The following is a 15,703-nucleotide window of genomic DNA, read 5'->3' as shown; positions in this document are numbered from 1 at the left end:
CCTCCCGCTCAGAGGTCGGTGTCGCCCAGGGAGCACAGCAGCTTGCGCAGCAGGGCGGCCAGCTCGGCCCGCTCGGCGGGGGTGAGCCCGGACAGCAGGCGTTCCTCGTTGGCGACGTGGCCGTCGAGGAGATCGCCGGCCAGGCGGCGTCCCTCGGCGGTGAGGGTGACCAGGACGAGGCGGCGGTTGTCTTCGGAGGTGGCCCGGGTGACCAGGCCCTTGGCCACGAGGCGGTCGATCCGGTTGGTGAGCGCGCCGGAGCTGACCATGGCGGCTCCGGCCAGGTCGCTCATGCACAGCGTCCGGTCGGCGCGCAGCAGGGTCGCGAGCACGTCGAACTCCCAGGCTTCGAGGCCGTGCTCCTCGAAGTGGGCCTTGACGCCGCGCTCCAGCAGGCGGGAGGCGCGGGAGACGCGCCCGACGACGCCCATGGCGGAGACGTCGAGGCCGGGCCGTGCGGCGCCCCACTGCTCAAGGATCTTGTCCACGGCGTCGTTCACGTCCCCACGATAGCAAACCTTTCAACGTCGAACTGTTTGACATCGCCGCGACCATCGGCTTAACGTTTCGCCATCGCATCTTTCAGAATTGAAGTGTTTGAGGTGGAGACATGAAGGTTCTCGTGCTGGGCGCGACCGGCTACATCGGCTCGGCCGTCGCGGGGCGGCTCGCGGAGCGCGGTCACGAGGTGGTGGCGCTGGTCCGGCCGAAGGCGGGCGAGAGCCGCACCGTGCCCGGGGCGGCGGAGGTGCGGTACGGCGACCTGACCGACCCCGCCTCCCTCGACGTCGCCGGCGTGGACGCGATCGTGCACGCCACCGCTCCGAGCGGTGACGAGGCGGTGGAGCTCGCGGCAGTCGACGCCCTGCTGGCCGGCGGGGCGAAGCTCGTCTACACGAGCGGGATCTGGGTGCTGGGCCCCGGGGCCTCCGACGAGGGCAGCGCGACGAACCCCGTCCCGCTCGTCCGCTTCCGGGCCGCGGTGGAGCGCCGGGTGCTCGACGGGGGCGGCATCGTGATCAGGCCCGGGGTCGTGTACGGCGGGGGCGGGGGCATCCCCGCCTCCCTGGTCGCCACGGCCGCCGCGCACGGCCGGGGCCGCTACGTCGCGGTGGCCGGGCGGGAGCCCTCCTGGCCCACGGTCCACGTCGACGACCTGGCCGACCTGTACGTCACGGTCGTGGAGAGAGGCGGGTCCGGCGCGGTCTTCCACGGTGTGGGCGAGGAGTCCGTGCCGCTGGAGGCGGTCGCGAAGGCCGCGGCGCAGGCGGCGGGCGTCGCGGGCGGGGGAGTCGACCCCTGGCCGGTGGAGGAGGCCGGAGGGGAACTCGGTCCGGCCTACGCCGAGGCGCTCGCCCTCGTCCAGACGGTGAGCGCGGCCCGGACCCGCGAGGAGCTCGGCTGGACCCCGTCCCGCCCCGGCCTCGTCGCCGACCTCACCGGCGGCTCCTACTAGCGGTTACCGACGGCCTTCCGGGCGGGGCGGAACAGCGCTGCGGATCATCCGGTGGCGCTGCTGCGCGTCAGGAGGTCGTTCAGATCGAGCTTGATGGAGAACGGCACCTCAAGGGAGAGCTCGCCGTGGTGGATCCCGCTGGGGACGTAGGTCTGGGAGGCGGGGTCGAGTTCGTACACGTACACGATCGGCCCTCCGTTCTCAGTCCCGATGCGCCAGAAATGCTTGATCCCCGCTGACGCGTACCGCAGGGGCTTGATCTTGCGATCGCGGAACTTCGACTCAGGCGAGACCACCTCGACGACCAGGTGGACTTCGGCCGGGTCGTAGGAGGTCCGGTCGTCGTCGGCCACCTCGGTGTCGATGACCAATATGTCGGGGCTGGGGCGCTGAACCTTATTGATCTTGATGTCCATCTGGCTGACGGCGGCGAGGTGCTCCGGCGCCTGGGCGTCGAGGTAGTTCGTGAGCCCTCGGATCAGCCGTTCATGGATGCGTCGCTGGGGGGACATGAAGATGAGTGCTCCATCGAGGAGTTCGACGCGCTTGAAGAAGTCCGGCTCGCCGTTGGGACCGTCCGGGGGAAGGAGGTCCAGGTCGTCGGCCGTCCAGCCGCCGGGTGGGGGATAGGGCCAGTTGGCGAGCAGGGAGTCGGCGTCACGCCGGGTGTCCGTCGTCTCGCTCATCGTGCTGGTCACGTCGTCCACCGTAGCGCCCTGTCCGTCACTATCAGTGGTCATCTGCTCACATCTCCGTCGGGGCTCGCGCGTCTCCTCGTATGTTCCCCCGAACGGGCCGCGGCGTCACCGATATGACCTCCGGCGGGGCGGTGCGCGGACGGGCCGGACGGCGGTTTTCTGCGAGGTGGCTGTTGCGTGACCGTTCACCTGCGCGGACGTGTCCCGGAGGGGAACGGGATGTTCGCCGCGAGCGCAGTGAGGCGGTTCGTGTTGACTGTCAAGGGCTCCTTGCATACTGTTCCGTATTGGCACTCTCCCGGTGAGAGTGCCAAATCCATGCGACGAGGCAGGTCTGACACCCGCGACGGCAGACCGCTGGTCGCCTCTTCTAGATCATTCAAATCTGAAGGGGAGGTCCGACGTGACGACCGCCACCAAGGTTCCCGTTAAGCCGCTCGGCGACCGCATCGTGGTCCAGCCGCTCGAGGCGGAGCAGACCACCGCTTCCGGCCTGGTCATCCCGGACACCGCCAAGGAGAAGCCGCAGGAGGGCAAGGTCCTCGCGGTGGGCCCCGGCAACTGGGACGAGAGCGGCGCCAAGCGCATCCCTCTCGACGTCAACGAGGGCGACGTCGTCCTCTACAGCAAGTACGGCGGCACCGAGGTGAAGTACGGCGGCGAGGAGTACCTCGTGCTCTCCGCCCGTGACGTGCTCGCCATCATCGAGAAGTAATCCACGCTTCAGAGATGACGCATCGAGCCCCGGGCTGCTGTCGCACCCGGGGCTTTGATGCGCCGACGTACTTTTAGGAGGATTGTCATGCCGAAGATCCTGTCGTTCGACGAGGACGCGCGCCGCGCGCTCGAGCGCGGCGTCAACGCCCTCGCGGACGCTGTCAAGGTGACCCTCGGCCCGCGTGGCCGCAACGTCGTCATCGACAAGAAGTTCGGTGCGCCGACCATCACCAACGACGGCGTCACCATCGCCCGCGAGGTCGAGCTGGAGGCTCCGTACGAGAACCTCGGCGCCCAGCTCGCCAAGGAAGTGGCCACCAAGACCAACGACATCGCCGGTGACGGCACGACCACCGCGACCGTCCTCGCCCAGGCGATGGTCCGCGAGGGTCTGCGCAACGTGGCCGCCGGCGCCTCGCCGCTCTCCCTCAAGCGCGGCATCGACCTCGCGGCCAAGGCCGTCAGCGACAAGCTGATCGAGTCCGCCCGCCCGGTCGCCGACAAGAAGGAGATCGCGAACGTCGCGACCATCTCCGCGCAGGACGCCAAGATCGGCGACCTGATCGCCGAGGCGTTCGACAAGGTGGGCAAGGACGGTGTCATCACCGTCGAAGAGTCCAACACCATGGGCCTGGAACTGGAGTTCACCGAGGGTCTCCAGTTCGACAAGGGCTACCTGTCGCCCTACATGGTGACCGACCAGGAGCGGATGGAGGCGGTCCTGGAGGACCCCTACATCCTGATCCACCAGGGCAAGATCTCCTCCGTCGCGGACTTCCTGCCGCTGCTGGAGAAGGTCGCCCAGACCAAGAAGGCGCTGTTCGTCATCGCCGAGGACGTCGAGGGCGAGGCCCTGGCCGTCCTGGTCACCAACAAGATCCGCGGCACCTTCACCTCCGTCGCCGTCAAGGCGCCGGGCTTCGGTGACCGCCGCAAGGCCATGCTGCAGGACATCGCCATCCTCACCGGCGGCCAGGTCGTCAGCGAGGAGGTCGGCCTCAAGCTGGAGCACGTGGGCACCGAGGTGCTCGGCACCGCCCGCCGCGTCGTGATCACCAAGGACGCCACCACGGTCGTGGACGGCTCCGGCGACGCCCAGGCGATCGCGGACCGCGTCAAGGAGATCAAGCTCGCCATCGAGCAGTCCGACTCCGACTGGGACCGTGAGAAGCTCCAGGAGCGTCTGGCCAAGCTGTCCGGCGGTGTCTGCGTGCTGAAGGTCGGCGCGGCCACCGAGGTGGAGCTCAAGGAGAAGAAGCACCGCCTTGAGGACGCCATCTCCGCCACCCGCGCCGCGATCGAGGAGGGCATCGTCTCCGGCGGCGGCTCCGCGCTCGTGCACGTCTCCAAGGTCCTGGACGACCTGGGTCTGTCCGGCGACGAGGCGACCGGTGTCTCCGTGGTCCGCAAGTCGCTCGTCGAGCCGGCCCGCTGGATCGCCGAGAACGCCGGCCTCGAGGGCTACGTCGTGACCTCCAAGGTCTCCGACCTGCCCGTCGGCCACGGCCTCAACGCCGCCTCCGGCGAGTACGGCGACCTGATCGCCCAGGGCGTCATCGACCCGGTCAAGGTCACCCGCTCGGCCGTCCAGAACGCGGCCTCCATCGCCGGCATGCTGCTGACGACCGAGGCCCTCGTGGTGGACAAGCCCGAGGAGGAGTCCCCGGCCGCCGCCGGTCACGGCCACGGCCACGGTCACGGCCACTGATCTTCCGGGATCCGCGGGGAGGGCGCGCGTCACCGCCCGTCCGACCCGCGCGGCTCCGGTCGATCGACCCGTACGGCCCGCGCCTCGAAAGAGGGGCGGGCCGTTGCGTTTTGCGGTAAACCAAAAGAGGGTGCAGCGCGTCGTCATCCGATTTGCGCTCCCGCATGCGCTTGGTTATCACAAATAGCCGACATATATGACGATCGGGTGAAATATCAGGGCATATTAAAGGCCCTTCTGTCGTCATTTGATTACGCTCCGCTACCTCCGCCCCAATGTGACCAATCCGTAGCCGTTCGCTATGACGACACGCCCGATCAGGGCGGGCATCATGCCTAACGTGACCGAGGGATGCGTCGCCGACGCCAAAAGTGGGGTAAGGCTTGCGACGAGATCTGACGGGGCAGCCCACAGGGATGACCTCAAAGATCTGACAAGCCTCGCCGTTCAGGGGGATCGCACCGCGATCGAATCCTTGCTCGCGCAGCTGCGACCGATGGTGGTGCGCTATTGCCGTGCTCGTCTCGGCCGGGTTTCCGGTCAATATCACATTGCCGACGACGTGGCCCAGGAAGTGTGCATCGCGGTTCTGTCCGCGCTGCCCAGATACCGTGACATGGGACGCCCCTTCGCATCCTTCGTCTTCGGAATCGCCTCTCACAAGGTGGCCGACGCGCTGCGCAGCTCCGTGCGCTCCGCCGTGCCGACGCAGGACCTTCCCGACGGACCCGACGAGGGCCCCGGCCCGGAGGAGACCGTGGTCCGCTACATCGAGGCCGAGCACGCGCGCCGGCTGCTGTCCCGGCTCCCGGACAATCAGCGTGAGCTGCTGATGTTACGGGTGGTGTCCGGTCTGTCTGCGGAGGAGACCGGTAATGTACTGGGCATGTCACCAGGTGCGGTTCGCGTCGCCCAGCACAGGGCGCTGGCCCGGCTGCGGGCGATGGCGGAGCTGGAGTCGATAGCTTGACCGCTGTCCACCCGCGACGTCCGGCCCGGAGATACGGGCCGGAGGAGGATCCGGCGGTATCCGAGGCCGAGGCCGTCATCCAGGCCCTGTCGCTCAGGCGGCCCGTCTCAGAGGCCGCCGGGAACGACGAGGCCGTCAGGCTGCTGCTGGCGCTGATCGACGACGTCGACCAGTGCGGCCCCTCCGATCAGCGCTGCTCTTCGGTGTCGATCACGCCGTCCGCGTAGCCCTGGGCGTAGTCCCAGCTCACGTAGGCCGAGGGGTTGGGCTGATAGGCGGGCTCGTGAACCTGCGGCTGGCCGTTCTCGATCATCTGGCGGAGGTTGCCGCGCAGCAGGTCCCAGTCGAAGTAGTGGCGCTCGCCGCACTCGGGACAGTCGAGGACCAGGCCGGAGATGCCCTGGGGTTCGAGCAGGGCGCGGAAGACCTCCACGTCGGCGAGGTCGGTGATGGCCTCGTCGCGTTCGGCGGGCGTCAGGGGCTCGGGATCGTCGGGCTCGCCCAGCGCCGCAGCCGGGTCGTCGGGGTCGTCCGCGAACGGGTCGCGTGGGACGTCTTCCAGCACGATCCCACTTTATGGCCTTCACGCAAGCGGCATACGGGGAACCCCGCGAACACGGGCCTCCGGACGGGGGCGCCCGGCACGACCCCGCCGTCCACGCGGGCCGATCCGCCGGGCACGACCCCGCCGTCCACGCGGGCCGATCCGCCGGGCACGATCTAGACGAGCCAGCCCCGTCGCGCCGCCTCCACCCCCGCCTGGAACCGCGACTGGGCGCCGAGCTCGGCCATCGCCTCGGCGAAGCGGGCGCGGACCGTCCGCACCGAGATCCCCAGCTTCCGGGCGATCATCTCGTCGCCGACTCCCTGGGCGGCCAGCCGGAGGACGCGCACCGCGGCGTCGGCGGAGCGCGACCACGGCAGCGGCGCGGCCCGGGCCCACAGCTCCTCGAACAGGGTGCGGAGCGCGGCCACCACCACGGCCGCCCGGACCAGATAGAAGTTGTAGGCGTTCTCGGCCAGGGCCCCGCCCCACTGGGCGGGCATGCCCGCGGTGTCGGAGCCGGCGACGAGGAACCAGCTCGGAACCGAGGGGAGGGTCCGGACCATGGCCCCCGCCTGCTCGAACTCCACGAGCTTGTCCCGGATGCCGGGGATCTCCAGCGCGCCCACCGGGATGACGGTCCGGCAGGAGAGCAGGCCGCGATGGTGCGTCGAGATCCACTGGTCGGCGTAGCGGTGGGTGAAGTCGCTCATCGTCCGCAGGTCGGGCACGGCCGAGAGCAGCTCCAGCGGCGGAGCCTGGACCGCCATGCCGATCACGCTCTCGTAGAGCTCGTCGGCCCCGCCGACCAGCTCGACCGGGAACTGCCCGTTCTGGTAGTCGCGGCCGGCGTCGTACTGGTGGATGAGGCCGCGGATGGAGCCGAGGACGCTGTCGATCCGGCGGCTCTCCTCGGCGAGGTGGTCCAGCCGCTCGGCGATCAGACGGCCCAGGGCGGCGGCGGGATGCCGGGCGAGGTACTCTCCGGCCTGCTCGTCGATCACGCCGAGCCGTACCAGCGTGGTCAGCTCGCGGCCCAGCGGCCCGGGCGGGCGGTCGGTGGCCTCGGCCAGTTCGGCGCAGGTGGCGCGGTGGAGGCGGAGAACCGCGTTGTACAGGGCGGTCTGGGCCGACGTGAGACCCAGCGCCTCCAGGGGATCAGGTGAGTCGGTACGCATCGGCGGGGGGCTCCTGAAGTGACACGACTCCCGCGAGGATAACTCGGAGAGCTTGCCCTGTCCGGGTCTTGCACGGACTGGTAGATCCCGGGTGCAACTTCGTGCAATTGCACCTTTGCCCATTGCATGCCGACGCATGGTGACGCACTCTTGACTCAGCGTCGGCACCGTGAGCGTGTGACGTCGCCGTTCGGACACGGAGGGGGGTTCGGCGGTGGAAGGCGTCCCGCTGGTGTTGCCGGTGACCGAGGGACCGAGCGGGTCACCGACCGCTCGGTCCCTCGGGTCTTTCCCCTGCCATCCGTCCGTTTGGCACCAGGCTCTAAACTGTGCCCCGGGGACCGGCGCCTCTCCCCACCCATAGCGCGCCGTGGCAGGAGGGTTGGAAATGGCCAAGTTCACCGAGCAGGGGCTCACGTTCGACGACGTGCTTCTGGTGCCCGCGTATTCGGACCTTCAGCCCGGTGAGGCCGACACAGCCACCCGTCTGTCCCGCAACATCACCCTGCGGATCCCGCTCATCTCCGCGGCGATGGACACCGTCACCGAGGCCCGGATGGCCGTGGCCATGGCCCGTCAGGGCGGCATCGGCATCCTGCACCGCAACCTCTCCATCGAGGACCAGGCCCGGCAGGTCGACCTCGTCAAGCGCTCCGAGGCCGGGATGGTCACCAACCCGGTCACCTGCTCCCCGGACGACACGCTCGCCGAGGTCGAGCGGCTGTGCGCCACCTACCGGATCTCCGGCGTCCCGGTGACCGACGCGGACGGCGTGCTGGTCGGCATCGTCACCAACCGCGACATGCGTTTCGAGAACGACCACGGCCGTCCCGTGCGCGAGGTCATGACCGCGATGCCGCTGGTCACCGCGCCGGTCGGGGTCTCCAGGGACGACGCCTTCGACCTGCTCGGGAAGAACAAGATCGAGAAGCTCCCGCTGGTCGACGCGGACGGCAGGCTCCGCGGTCTGATCACGGTCAAGGACTTCACCAAGAGCGAGCAGTATCCGCTCGCCACCAAAGACGCCGACGGCCGGCTTGTCGTGGGGGCGGCCATCGGCGTCGGCGGTGACGCCGAGCAGCGGGCGATGGCCCTGATCGAGGCGGGCGTCGACGTGGTCGTCGTGGACGTGGCGCACGGCCACTCCAAGGGCCTCGCCGACATGATCGCCAAGATGAAGGCCAACAGCCGGATCGATGTGATCGGCGGGAACATCGCCACCCGGGCGGGCGCCCAGATGCTGATCGACGCGGGCGCCGACGCGGTCAAGGTCGGCGTCGGCCCCGGCTCCATCTGCACCACCCGCGTGGTCGCCGGCGTCGGCGCCCCGCAGGTGACGGCCATCCACGAGGCCTCGCTGGCCTGCGGCCCGGCGGGCGTGCCGGTGATCGGCGACGGCGGCCTGCAGTACTCCGGGGACATCGTCAAGGCCATCGCGGCCGGCGCCGACACCGTGATGCTCGGCTCGCTGCTGGCCGGCTGCGAGGAGTCGCCCGGCGAGCTGATCTTCATCAACGGCAAGCAGTTCAAGTCCTACCGCGGCATGGGCTCGCTCGGCGCGGTCCGCAACCGCGAGCGCGGCGGCGCCTCCTTCAGCAAGGACCGCTACGCCCAGGCCGACGTCGGCGGCGAGGACAAGTACATCCCCGAGGGCATCGAGGGTCAGGTCCCCTACCGCGGTCCGGTCGCGGCGGTCGCCCACCAGCTCGTCGGCGGCCTGCGCCAGGGCATGTGGTACTCCGGGTGCCGCACCATCGGGGACATGCACACCAGGTGCGAGCTCATGCCGATCACGGCCGCGGGCCTCAAGGAGAGCCACCCGCACGACATCCAGATGACGGTCGAGGCCCCGAACTACCACCGTCGATAGGTTTCCTCGTACGGCTTCCGCCCCGACGGCGGGAGCCGTACTCGCATGAAATGGGAAAGACAGACATATGACTCAGGTGGAGATCGGCCGCGGCAAGAACGGCCGCCGGGCCTACGCGCTCGACGAGATCGGCATCGTCCCGTCCCGGCGGACCCGGGACCCGGAGGAGGTCTCGATCGCCTGGCAGATCGACGCCTACCGGTTCGACCTGCCGCTCGTGGTGAGCCCCATGGACAGCGTGGTCTCCCCGAAGACCGCGATCGAGGTCGGGCGGCTCGGCGGCCTGGCCGTACTGGACCTCGAGGGTCTGTGGACCCGCTACGAGGACCCGGAACCGCTGCTGGAGGAGGTGGCCGGGCTCAAGGGTGAGGCGGCGACCCGGCGCCTGCAGGAGATCTACAACGCTCCGATCAAGGACGAGCTGATCGGCCGCCGCATCGAGGAGATCCGCGCGGCCGGGGTGACCACCGCCGTCCGCCTGTCCCCGCAGCGCACGGTCCAGCACCACAAGGCCGTCATCGACGCGGGTGTGGACATCTTCGTGATCCGCGGCACCACGGTCTCCGCCGAGCACGTCTCCGGCCGGGCCGAGCCGCTGAACCTCAAGCAGTTCATCTACGAGCTCGACGTCCCGGTGATCGTCGGCGGCTGCGCCACCTACACCGCGGCGCTGCACCTGATGCGGACCGGCGCGGCCGGCGTGCTCGTCGGCTTCGGCGGCGGCGCCTCGCACACCACCCGCACCGTGCTGGGCGTCGTGGTGCCGATGGCCACCGCGATCTCCGACGTGGCCGCGGCCCGCCGCGACTACATGGACGAATCCGGCGGCCGGTACGTCCACGTCATCGCCGACGGCGGCATGGGCACCTCCGGCGACATCGCCAAGGCCATCGCGTGCGGCGCCGACGCGGTCATGGTCGGCTCGCCGCTGGCCCGCGCGACCGAGGCGCCCGGCCGGGGCTTCCACTGGGGCTCGGAGGCGCAGCACCCCGAGCTGCCGCGCGGCAAGCGGGTCGAGTTCGGCACGGTCGGCACGCTGGAGCAGATCCTGCACGGCCCGTCCTCGGTCGCCGACGGCTCGATGAACCTGATGGGCGCGCTGCGCCGCACGATGGCCACCGCGGGCTACTCCGACCTGAAGGAGTTCCAGCGGGTCGAGGTCGTCGTGGCCCCGCAGCAGCCCTGACCCGCCGCCCGGGACCACCGGACGGAAACGCCGAAGGGACGCACGGCCTCGTGGGCCGGGCGTCCCTTCGTCTTCTCCCGGGGCGTCCCTTCGTCTTCTCCCGGGGCGTCCCTTCGTCTTCTCCTGGGGCGTCACGGTCTCTTCTGCTGGGGCGTCACGGCGTCTGCCTCGCTCGCGCGGCCCTTGCGCAGAGCGCCGGATCGCCCCGGCTCACTCGTCGCTCCGCCGGTTTCCTGCTCGACGCCGGGTCGGCGAGGAGGGGGACGGCGTGGTCCGGCGCCGGTGGGCGGCGATCAGCCCGCGAGCACGCCGAGGAGGTGGGTGACCTCGGCGGCGACGGCCGTACGGGCCTCCCTCATGTACTTACGGGGATCGACAAGCTTCTCGTCGGCGGCCAGGCGGTCGCGGATCGCCCGGGTGAAGGCCCTGTTCAGGTGGGTGGCGACGTTGACCTTCTTCATGCCGCGCCGTACGGCGGCGCGCAGAGTTTCGTCCGGCACTCCGGAGGAGCCGTGGAGCACCAGGGGGACCGGGACGGCGGCGTGCAGTTCGGCGATCAGCGCGAGGTCGAGCACGGCGTCGCGGGTCGTCATGGCGTGGGAGCTGCCGACCGCCACGGCGAGGGCGTCGACGCCCGTGCGCGCCACGTAGTCGACCGCCTCGTGCGGGCGGGTCCGCGCGCCGGGGGCGTGCGCGCCGTCCTTCCCGCCGATCTCGCCGAGCTCGGCCTCCACCCACACGTCCCGCCGGCGGCACCAGGCGGCGACCTCGGCGGTCAGCGCCGTGTTCTCCTCGTCGGGCAGCGCGGACGCGTCGAACATCACCGAGCCGATCCCCAGCTCGACCGCCTCCTCGACGAGCGCGCGGTCGGTGGCGTGGTCGAGATGGACGGCCACGCTGACCGAGGAGGCCCGGGCCACGGCGAGCGAGGCGGCGGCGATGGGGGCGAGGGCACCGTGGTAACGGACGCAGTTCTCGCTGATCTGCAGGACGACCGGGGCACCGGCGGCCTCCGCCCCGGCGACGATCGCCTCGGCGTGTTCGAGCTGGATGACGTTGAACGCGCCGACGCCCGCCGGGGCGTCCCGGACGATGTCGCCTATGCCGACAACAGGCATGCTGGGCCTTTCGTGTAGTTCACCGGGTGGTCGGGCTACGGGTGCACCGGTTCGATCCGGATCTGCGGGGAGACCGCCCGGAGCACATCCCGGTCGATGTCCCCGGCGACCGGCGCGGCCACCGCCGCCGCGCCCAGGGCCGCTGCTCTGCGCAGCCGCTCCGGCCAGGGCGTGCCCTCCACCAGGCCCAGGGCGAGCCCCGCGACCAGGGCGTCCCCGGCCCCGGTGGGGTTCCCCTCGACCCGGTACGGCATGGCGGCCCGCCAGGCGCCCTCGGGTGTCACGGCCAGCAGCCCGTCCGCCCCGAGGGAGACGACGACCGCTTCGGCCCCGGCCGCCCGGAGCGCCTCGGCGCCGAGCAGCGCCTCCCGCGGGCCGGGGGGCCCTGCTCCGTGGAAGCTTCCCTCCGATGCCGATGCCGATGCCGATGCCGATGCCGATGGCGTTTCCGATGCCGGGACCGTCGGTGTCGGTGCCAGGGCTCGGGCGAGTTCCTCGATGTTGGGTTTGACGATCGAGGGCCGTCCGGAGGGCGCGTGCCGGAGCGCCTCCCCGTCGGCGTCCACGATCACCGGGATGCCGTGGCCGCGGGCGCGGCGGGCGAGGATCGCGTAGAAGTCGGCGGGCACGCCGCGCGGCATGCTCCCCGAGATCACCACGGCCGCGATCCCGCCGGAGCGGAGCCGGGCCTCGAAGTCATCGACGAACCGGTCCAGTTCCCCGGCGGACACAACGGGGCCCGGCTCGTTGAAAAGCGCTGTCCGCCGCCGAGGGCACAGCGCGGCTCGCTCCGCGTCGCCACCCGGTGAAGCAGCGGCGGGCGCGGGAAGGGCGGGTGGCTGGCCTGGCGTGGGGTGGGTGAGGGCGTGGCCCGGGGCGGTGTTCGGTGACGTCGGGGGGAGGGGGGCGAAGTCGGTGATGGCGAGGGTGGTGCGGGACTCGCCGGTGATGGGGGTCAGGGCGGCGGGCAGGGCGGCCGCGGCGAGGTCGGCCCGGACGGCATCGCCGACGACGCCGCCCGCCAGGCCGGTGACCAGGACGTCCCAGCCGAGGGCCGCGAGCACGCGGGCGACGTTGACGCCCTTGCCGCCCGCCCTGCGGTGCACCGTCCGCACCCGGTTGACGCCGTCCCAGTCGACGGCGTCGGCCACGTAGGTGACGTCGAGGGCCAGGTTCAGCGTGACGGTGAGGATCGTCCCGGTGTGCGGGGCGGACGGTGAGGAGGTCATCGAGATTCGTGCTCCGGTCAGGGTTCGGTGATCCAGGCGCCGTGCCTCATGACGCCGGCGACCTCCAGGCCGTCGGTGAGGACCACCAGGTCGGCCCGCCTGCCGGCGGAGACGGAGCCGAGCTGGTCGGAGAGACCGAGCACCCGGGCGGGGGTGCGGGAGGTGACCTCGGCGGCCTCGGGCAGGGACAGTCCGAGCTCGTGGACGGCGCGGCGGAAGGCGACGTCCATGGTCAGGGTGGAGCCCGCGATGGAGCCGGCGCCGGGGCCGTCCGCCAGCCGGGCCACGCCGTCCACCACGTCGACCTTCAGCGGGCCGAGGCCGTAGCTCCCGTCGCCCACGCCGGCCGCCGCCATCGCGTCGGTGATGAGCGCCGTACGGCCCGCGCCCGCGGCCCGGTAGGCGAGGCGGAGCATCGCCGGGTGCACGTGAACGCCGTCGTTGACCAGCTCGACCGTGACCCGCTCGTCCTCCAGCAGGGCGGCGATCGGGCCGGGGTCGCGGTGCCCGAGCTGCGGCATGGCGTTGTAGAGGTGCGTCGCGACGCGGGCGCCTGCCTCGATTCCCGCGATGGTCCGCCCGTAGTCGGCGTCGCTGTGCCCGAGCGCGGCGATCACGCCGTTCGCCGCCGCCTCCCGGATGGTGTCCAGCGCCCCCGGCAGCTCGGAGGCGATGGTGAGCATCCGCACATGACCACGGCCCGCCGCCAGCAGCTCACGGAACTCCCGGACCGAGGGCTCGCGCAGCAGCGCGGGGTCGTGCGCGCCGCAGCGGGCCTTGGCGATGTAGGGGCCCTCGAAGTGGATCCCGGCCAGCAGGCCGTCCTCGCACAGGTCGGCGAGGGCGGAGGTGGCCCTGGCCAGGTTGTCGAGGGAGGCGGTGACCAGACTGGCGACGAGGGTGGTGGTGCCGTGCCGGGCGTGCAGGGCCGCGATCCGGCTCGCCTCGTCCGGGTCGCCCGTCGGGAAGGAACCGCCCGCCCCACCGTGGTTGTGGATGTCGACGAAGCCCGGCACGACGTACCGGCCGCCGAGACTGCGGCCCGGTCCCGGGGCGGTTCCCTGGCCGACGTGGGTGATGCGGCCGTCTTCGATGGTCAGCCAGCCGTCGTGCACACCCTCGGGGGTCACGACGCGGGCGTCGGCGAGTGTCATGGTCATGGCACAATCCTCTCCTCTCCCGGAAGGACCTATGAGGAGAGGATCACCGATCGGGTCAGGTGGCGCGGCTCGTCCGGGTTGAGGCCCCGGGCCAGCGCCCGGGCCACGGCCACCCGCTGGACCCTCACCAGCTCGGCCATCGGGTCCAGCGGGCTGTGCAGGAACGTGCCGCCGGTGGCCTCGACCTCGTCGCGCAGTCCCTCGGGGGCCTCGCCGAGCATCCAGGTGATCCGGCCGGGCCCGGCGATGCTGATGGGGCCGTGGCGGTACTCCATCGCGGGATACGCCTCGGTCCAGGCGCGGCAGGCCTCGCGCATCTTCAGCCCGGCTTCCAGGGCCAGGCCGTACGACCAGCCGCTGCCCAGGAACGTGAACTGCTCGGCGGACAGAGGTTCCGGGGAGAGGGGCTCGGCGATCGCGCGCTCGGCGTCGGCGATCGCGCCGGTCAGGTCCTCGCCGAGGTGGGCGCGGAGCAGGGCCAGCTGAGTGGTGGCGAACCGGGTCTGCACGACCGACTTCTCGTCGGCGAAGCCGAGGACGACGGCCCGGTCGGCCAGGGTCATGACCGGGGTGTCCGGGTCCGCGGTGATCGCGGTGGTCCGGACGGCGGCGCTCTTGAGGCTCTTGAGCAGGTCCAGCACCTCGGTGGTGGTGCCGGAGCGGGTCAGCGCGAGCACCCGGTCGTAGGAGCGGCCCGCGGGCGCCTCGGACGCGGCGAAGGCGTCCGTCTCGCCGTGGCCCGCGCGCTCGCGGAGCACGGCGTACGTCTGGGCGATGAACCAGGAGGTGCCGCAGCCGACCACGGCCACCCGCTCTCCGGGCCGGGGGAGGGCGTCGGCCGGGACATCGCCGAGGGTCTCGCCGACGGCGCGCCGCCAGCAGGCGGGCTGCGACGCGATCTCTGTCTCGGTGTGGGTGATCACGGCGAGCCTCCTACGTGGTTTGTTTATGACTGATTTATAGCAAAAATGAGCATAACTGTGCATCGGTAGGTTTTGGTTGATCGTTGTGTCAATCTGTTCCCCGTGAGCCGATACGAACGATGGAACGCGATCCTCGAACTGCTCGCTCAGGAGGGCCGGCTGACGGTCGAGCGGGCCGCCGAGTCGCTGGACGTCTCCACGGCCACGATCCGGCGCGACTTCGACCAGCTCGCCCAGCAGCAGATGCTCATGCGCACGCGCGGCGGGGCCGTCGCGCAGAGCGTGAGCTACGACCTGCCGCTGCGGTACAAGACCGCCCGGCACGCGGGGGAGAAGCAGCGCATCGCCGAGGCCGCCGCCGAGCTGGTGACGCCCGGCGCGATCGTCGGCATGAACGGCGGCACGACCACCTCGGAGGTCGCCCGCGCCCTGGCGATCCGGGCGGATCCCGAGATCGGTTTCACCATCGTCACCAACGCGCTGAACATCGCCGCGGAGCTGACGGTCCGCCAGCACGTGAAGATCGTCCTGACCGGAGGGGTGGCCAGGCCGCAGTCCTACGAGCTGATCGGGCCGCTGGCCGCGCCGGTGCTGGAGCAGGTCACGCTGGACGTCGCGTTCCTGGGGGTGGACGCGATCGACGCCGAGGCGGGCGCCTTCGCCCATCACGAGGGCGAGGCGAGCGTCAACAACCTGCTGATCAGCCGCGCCGCCGAGGTGATCGTGGTCGCCGACGCCTCCAAGATCGGCCGCCGCGCCTTCGCGCGCATCTGCTCCCTCGACGCCTTCGGCACCCTGATCACGGATGAGAGCCTCTCCGAGGAGGCCGCCGCCCGTTTCACCGACGCGGGAGTCAAGGTCGTCCGCGCCTGACCGGCCGGGCGATCCGGCGGCCGGCTGATCCTGCGGGCGGACGCGAGACGCCCGGGGGGCGACGGGGACGGGA

At 71.1% G+C, this 15,703-nt stretch carries 16 protein-coding genes; 8 read left to right on the top strand and 8 right to left on the bottom strand.

The window, feature by feature from the left end; genetic code table 11:
* Positions 1-8: 8 nt before the first annotated feature.
* Positions 9-500, bottom strand: a complete 492-nt coding sequence (locus tag Plo01_RS11130) for a MarR family winged helix-turn-helix transcriptional regulator (RefSeq protein WP_203890470.1) — start codon at positions 498-500, stop codon at positions 9-11.
* A gap of 110 nt (positions 501-610) precedes the next feature.
* Between Plo01_RS11130 and Plo01_RS11125 the strand changes: the two genes are divergently transcribed.
* The gene (locus tag Plo01_RS11125) at positions 611-1,456 is read left to right on the top strand and encodes an NAD-dependent epimerase/dehydratase family protein (protein ID WP_203890469.1); all 846 of its coding nucleotides are present in this window, start codon (positions 611-613) and stop codon (positions 1,454-1,456) included.
* 44 nt (positions 1,457-1,500) lie between these two features.
* Here the strand turns inward: Plo01_RS11125 and Plo01_RS11120 are convergent, their stop codons facing one another.
* Positions 1,501-2,154 (bottom strand): Uma2 family endonuclease, encoded by a 654-nt coding sequence (locus Plo01_RS11120; RefSeq protein WP_239316158.1) that lies wholly within the window; start codon positions 2,152-2,154, stop codon positions 1,501-1,503.
* 403 nt (positions 2,155-2,557) lie between these two features.
* On the opposite strand from Plo01_RS11120, the gene groES reads away from it, so the two are divergent.
* The 4 genes from groES (at position 2,558) to Plo01_RS11100 (ending at position 5,776) form a co-directional block, all read left to right on the top strand.
* Entirely contained in the window at positions 2,558-2,869 is a 312-nt protein-coding gene (gene groES, locus Plo01_RS11115) for a co-chaperone GroES (protein WP_068921225.1), read from the top strand.
* Between the two features lie 87 nt (positions 2,870-2,956).
* Positions 2,957-4,579 carry a chaperonin GroEL gene (groL, locus tag Plo01_RS11110; RefSeq protein ID WP_203890467.1) on the top strand — a complete coding sequence of 541 codons (1,623 nt, stop codon included), beginning with the start codon at positions 2,957-2,959 and terminating at the stop codon, positions 4,577-4,579.
* 331 nt (positions 4,580-4,910) lie between these two features.
* Positions 4,911-5,549, top strand: a complete 639-nt coding sequence (locus Plo01_RS11105; RefSeq protein ID WP_203890925.1) for a sigma-70 family RNA polymerase sigma factor — start codon at positions 4,911-4,913, stop codon at positions 5,547-5,549.
* Positions 5,546-5,776: a hypothetical protein gene (locus tag Plo01_RS11100; protein ID WP_203890466.1), complete on the top strand. Its 231-nt coding sequence runs from the start codon at positions 5,546-5,548 to the stop codon at positions 5,774-5,776. The genes Plo01_RS11105 and Plo01_RS11100 overlap by 4 nt, the downstream gene beginning before the upstream one ends.
* Here Plo01_RS11100 and Plo01_RS11095 read toward each other — a convergent pair.
* Entirely contained in the window at positions 5,737-6,114 is a 378-nt protein-coding gene (locus tag Plo01_RS11095; protein WP_176728374.1) for a DUF5319 family protein, read from the bottom strand. The two genes, Plo01_RS11100 and Plo01_RS11095, sit on opposite strands and share 40 nt — an antisense overlap.
* A 155-nt stretch (positions 6,115-6,269) precedes the next feature.
* Entirely contained in the window at positions 6,270-7,271 is a 1,002-nt protein-coding gene (locus Plo01_RS11090; protein ID WP_203890465.1) for a helix-turn-helix transcriptional regulator, read from the bottom strand.
* A gap of 388 nt (positions 7,272-7,659) precedes the next feature.
* Between Plo01_RS11090 and guaB the strand changes: the two genes are divergently transcribed.
* Both guaB and Plo01_RS11080 read left to right on the top strand, forming a co-directional pair.
* Complete coding sequence (gene guaB / locus Plo01_RS11085; RefSeq protein WP_239316156.1) at positions 7,660-9,141, top strand: IMP dehydrogenase; 1,482 nt, start codon at positions 7,660-7,662, stop codon at positions 9,139-9,141.
* Between the two features lie 67 nt (positions 9,142-9,208).
* Positions 9,209-10,327, top strand: coding sequence for a GuaB3 family IMP dehydrogenase-related protein (locus Plo01_RS11080; RefSeq protein WP_203890463.1), 1,119 nt, complete (start codon positions 9,209-9,211; stop codon positions 10,325-10,327).
* A gap of 293 nt (positions 10,328-10,620) precedes the next feature.
* On the opposite strand, the gene Plo01_RS11075 is transcribed toward Plo01_RS11080, so the two are convergent.
* From Plo01_RS11075 to Plo01_RS11060, 4 genes are read right to left on the bottom strand one after another with little or no spacing between them, the layout of a single operon-like run.
* On the bottom strand, positions 10,621-11,445 hold the full coding sequence (locus tag Plo01_RS11075; RefSeq protein WP_203890462.1) for a class II fructose-bisphosphate aldolase: 825 nt from the start codon (positions 11,443-11,445) through the stop codon (positions 10,621-10,623).
* Positions 11,446-11,480: 35 nt separating this feature from the next.
* Positions 11,481-12,674: a 1-phosphofructokinase family hexose kinase gene (locus Plo01_RS11070; protein WP_203890461.1), complete on the bottom strand. Its 1,194-nt coding sequence runs from the start codon at positions 12,672-12,674 to the stop codon at positions 11,481-11,483.
* 17 nt (positions 12,675-12,691) lie between these two features.
* Entirely contained in the window at positions 12,692-13,834 is a 1,143-nt protein-coding gene (gene nagA, locus Plo01_RS11065) for an N-acetylglucosamine-6-phosphate deacetylase (protein ID WP_203890460.1), read from the bottom strand.
* Positions 13,835-13,863: 29 nt separating this feature from the next.
* Entirely contained in the window at positions 13,864-14,757 is an 894-nt protein-coding gene (locus Plo01_RS11060; RefSeq protein ID WP_203890459.1) for an SIS domain-containing protein, read from the bottom strand.
* A gap of 102 nt (positions 14,758-14,859) precedes the next feature.
* Here Plo01_RS11060 and Plo01_RS11055 point away from each other — a divergent pair, with 102 nt between their 5' ends.
* Positions 14,860-15,630: a DeoR/GlpR family DNA-binding transcription regulator gene (locus Plo01_RS11055; RefSeq protein WP_203890458.1), complete on the top strand. Its 771-nt coding sequence runs from the start codon at positions 14,860-14,862 to the stop codon at positions 15,628-15,630.
* Positions 15,631-15,703: the final 73 nt, after the last annotated feature.

Origin of the sequence: Planobispora longispora (assembly GCF_016863135.1) — a bacterium.
Classification (GTDB): Bacteria; Actinomycetota; Actinomycetes; order Streptosporangiales; family Streptosporangiaceae; genus Planobispora; species Planobispora longispora.
Note: the sequence above shows the minus strand (reverse complement) of the source record. Positions and strands in the feature narration are given on the sequence as shown.

Excerpts from the sequence above, each read along its gene's own strand:
- Plo01_RS11125 (WP_203890469.1), top strand. The coding sequence starts at position 611 with ATGAAGGTTCTCGTGCTGGGCGCGACCGGCTACATCGGCTCGGCCGTC.
- Plo01_RS11075 (WP_203890462.1), bottom strand. The coding sequence starts at position 11,445 with ATGCCTGTTGTCGGCATAGGCGACATCGTCCGGGACGCCCCGGCGGGC.
- nagA (WP_203890460.1), bottom strand. The coding sequence starts at position 13,834 with ATGACCATGACACTCGCCGACGCCCGCGTCGTGACCCCCGAGGGTGTG.
- Plo01_RS11090 (WP_203890465.1), bottom strand. The coding sequence starts at position 7,271 with ATGCGTACCGACTCACCTGATCCCCTGGAGGCGCTGGGTCTCACGTCG.
- Plo01_RS11105 (WP_203890925.1), top strand. The coding sequence starts at position 4,911 with ATGCCTAACGTGACCGAGGGATGCGTCGCCGACGCCAAAAGTGGGGTA.
- guaB (WP_239316156.1), top strand. The coding sequence starts at position 7,660 with ATGGCCAAGTTCACCGAGCAGGGGCTCACGTTCGACGACGTGCTTCTG.
- Plo01_RS11070 (WP_203890461.1), bottom strand. The coding sequence starts at position 12,674 with ATGACCTCCTCACCGTCCGCCCCGCACACCGGGACGATCCTCACCGTC.
- groL (WP_203890467.1), top strand. The coding sequence starts at position 2,957 with ATGCCGAAGATCCTGTCGTTCGACGAGGACGCGCGCCGCGCGCTCGAG.
- Plo01_RS11080 (WP_203890463.1), top strand. The coding sequence starts at position 9,209 with ATGACTCAGGTGGAGATCGGCCGCGGCAAGAACGGCCGCCGGGCCTAC.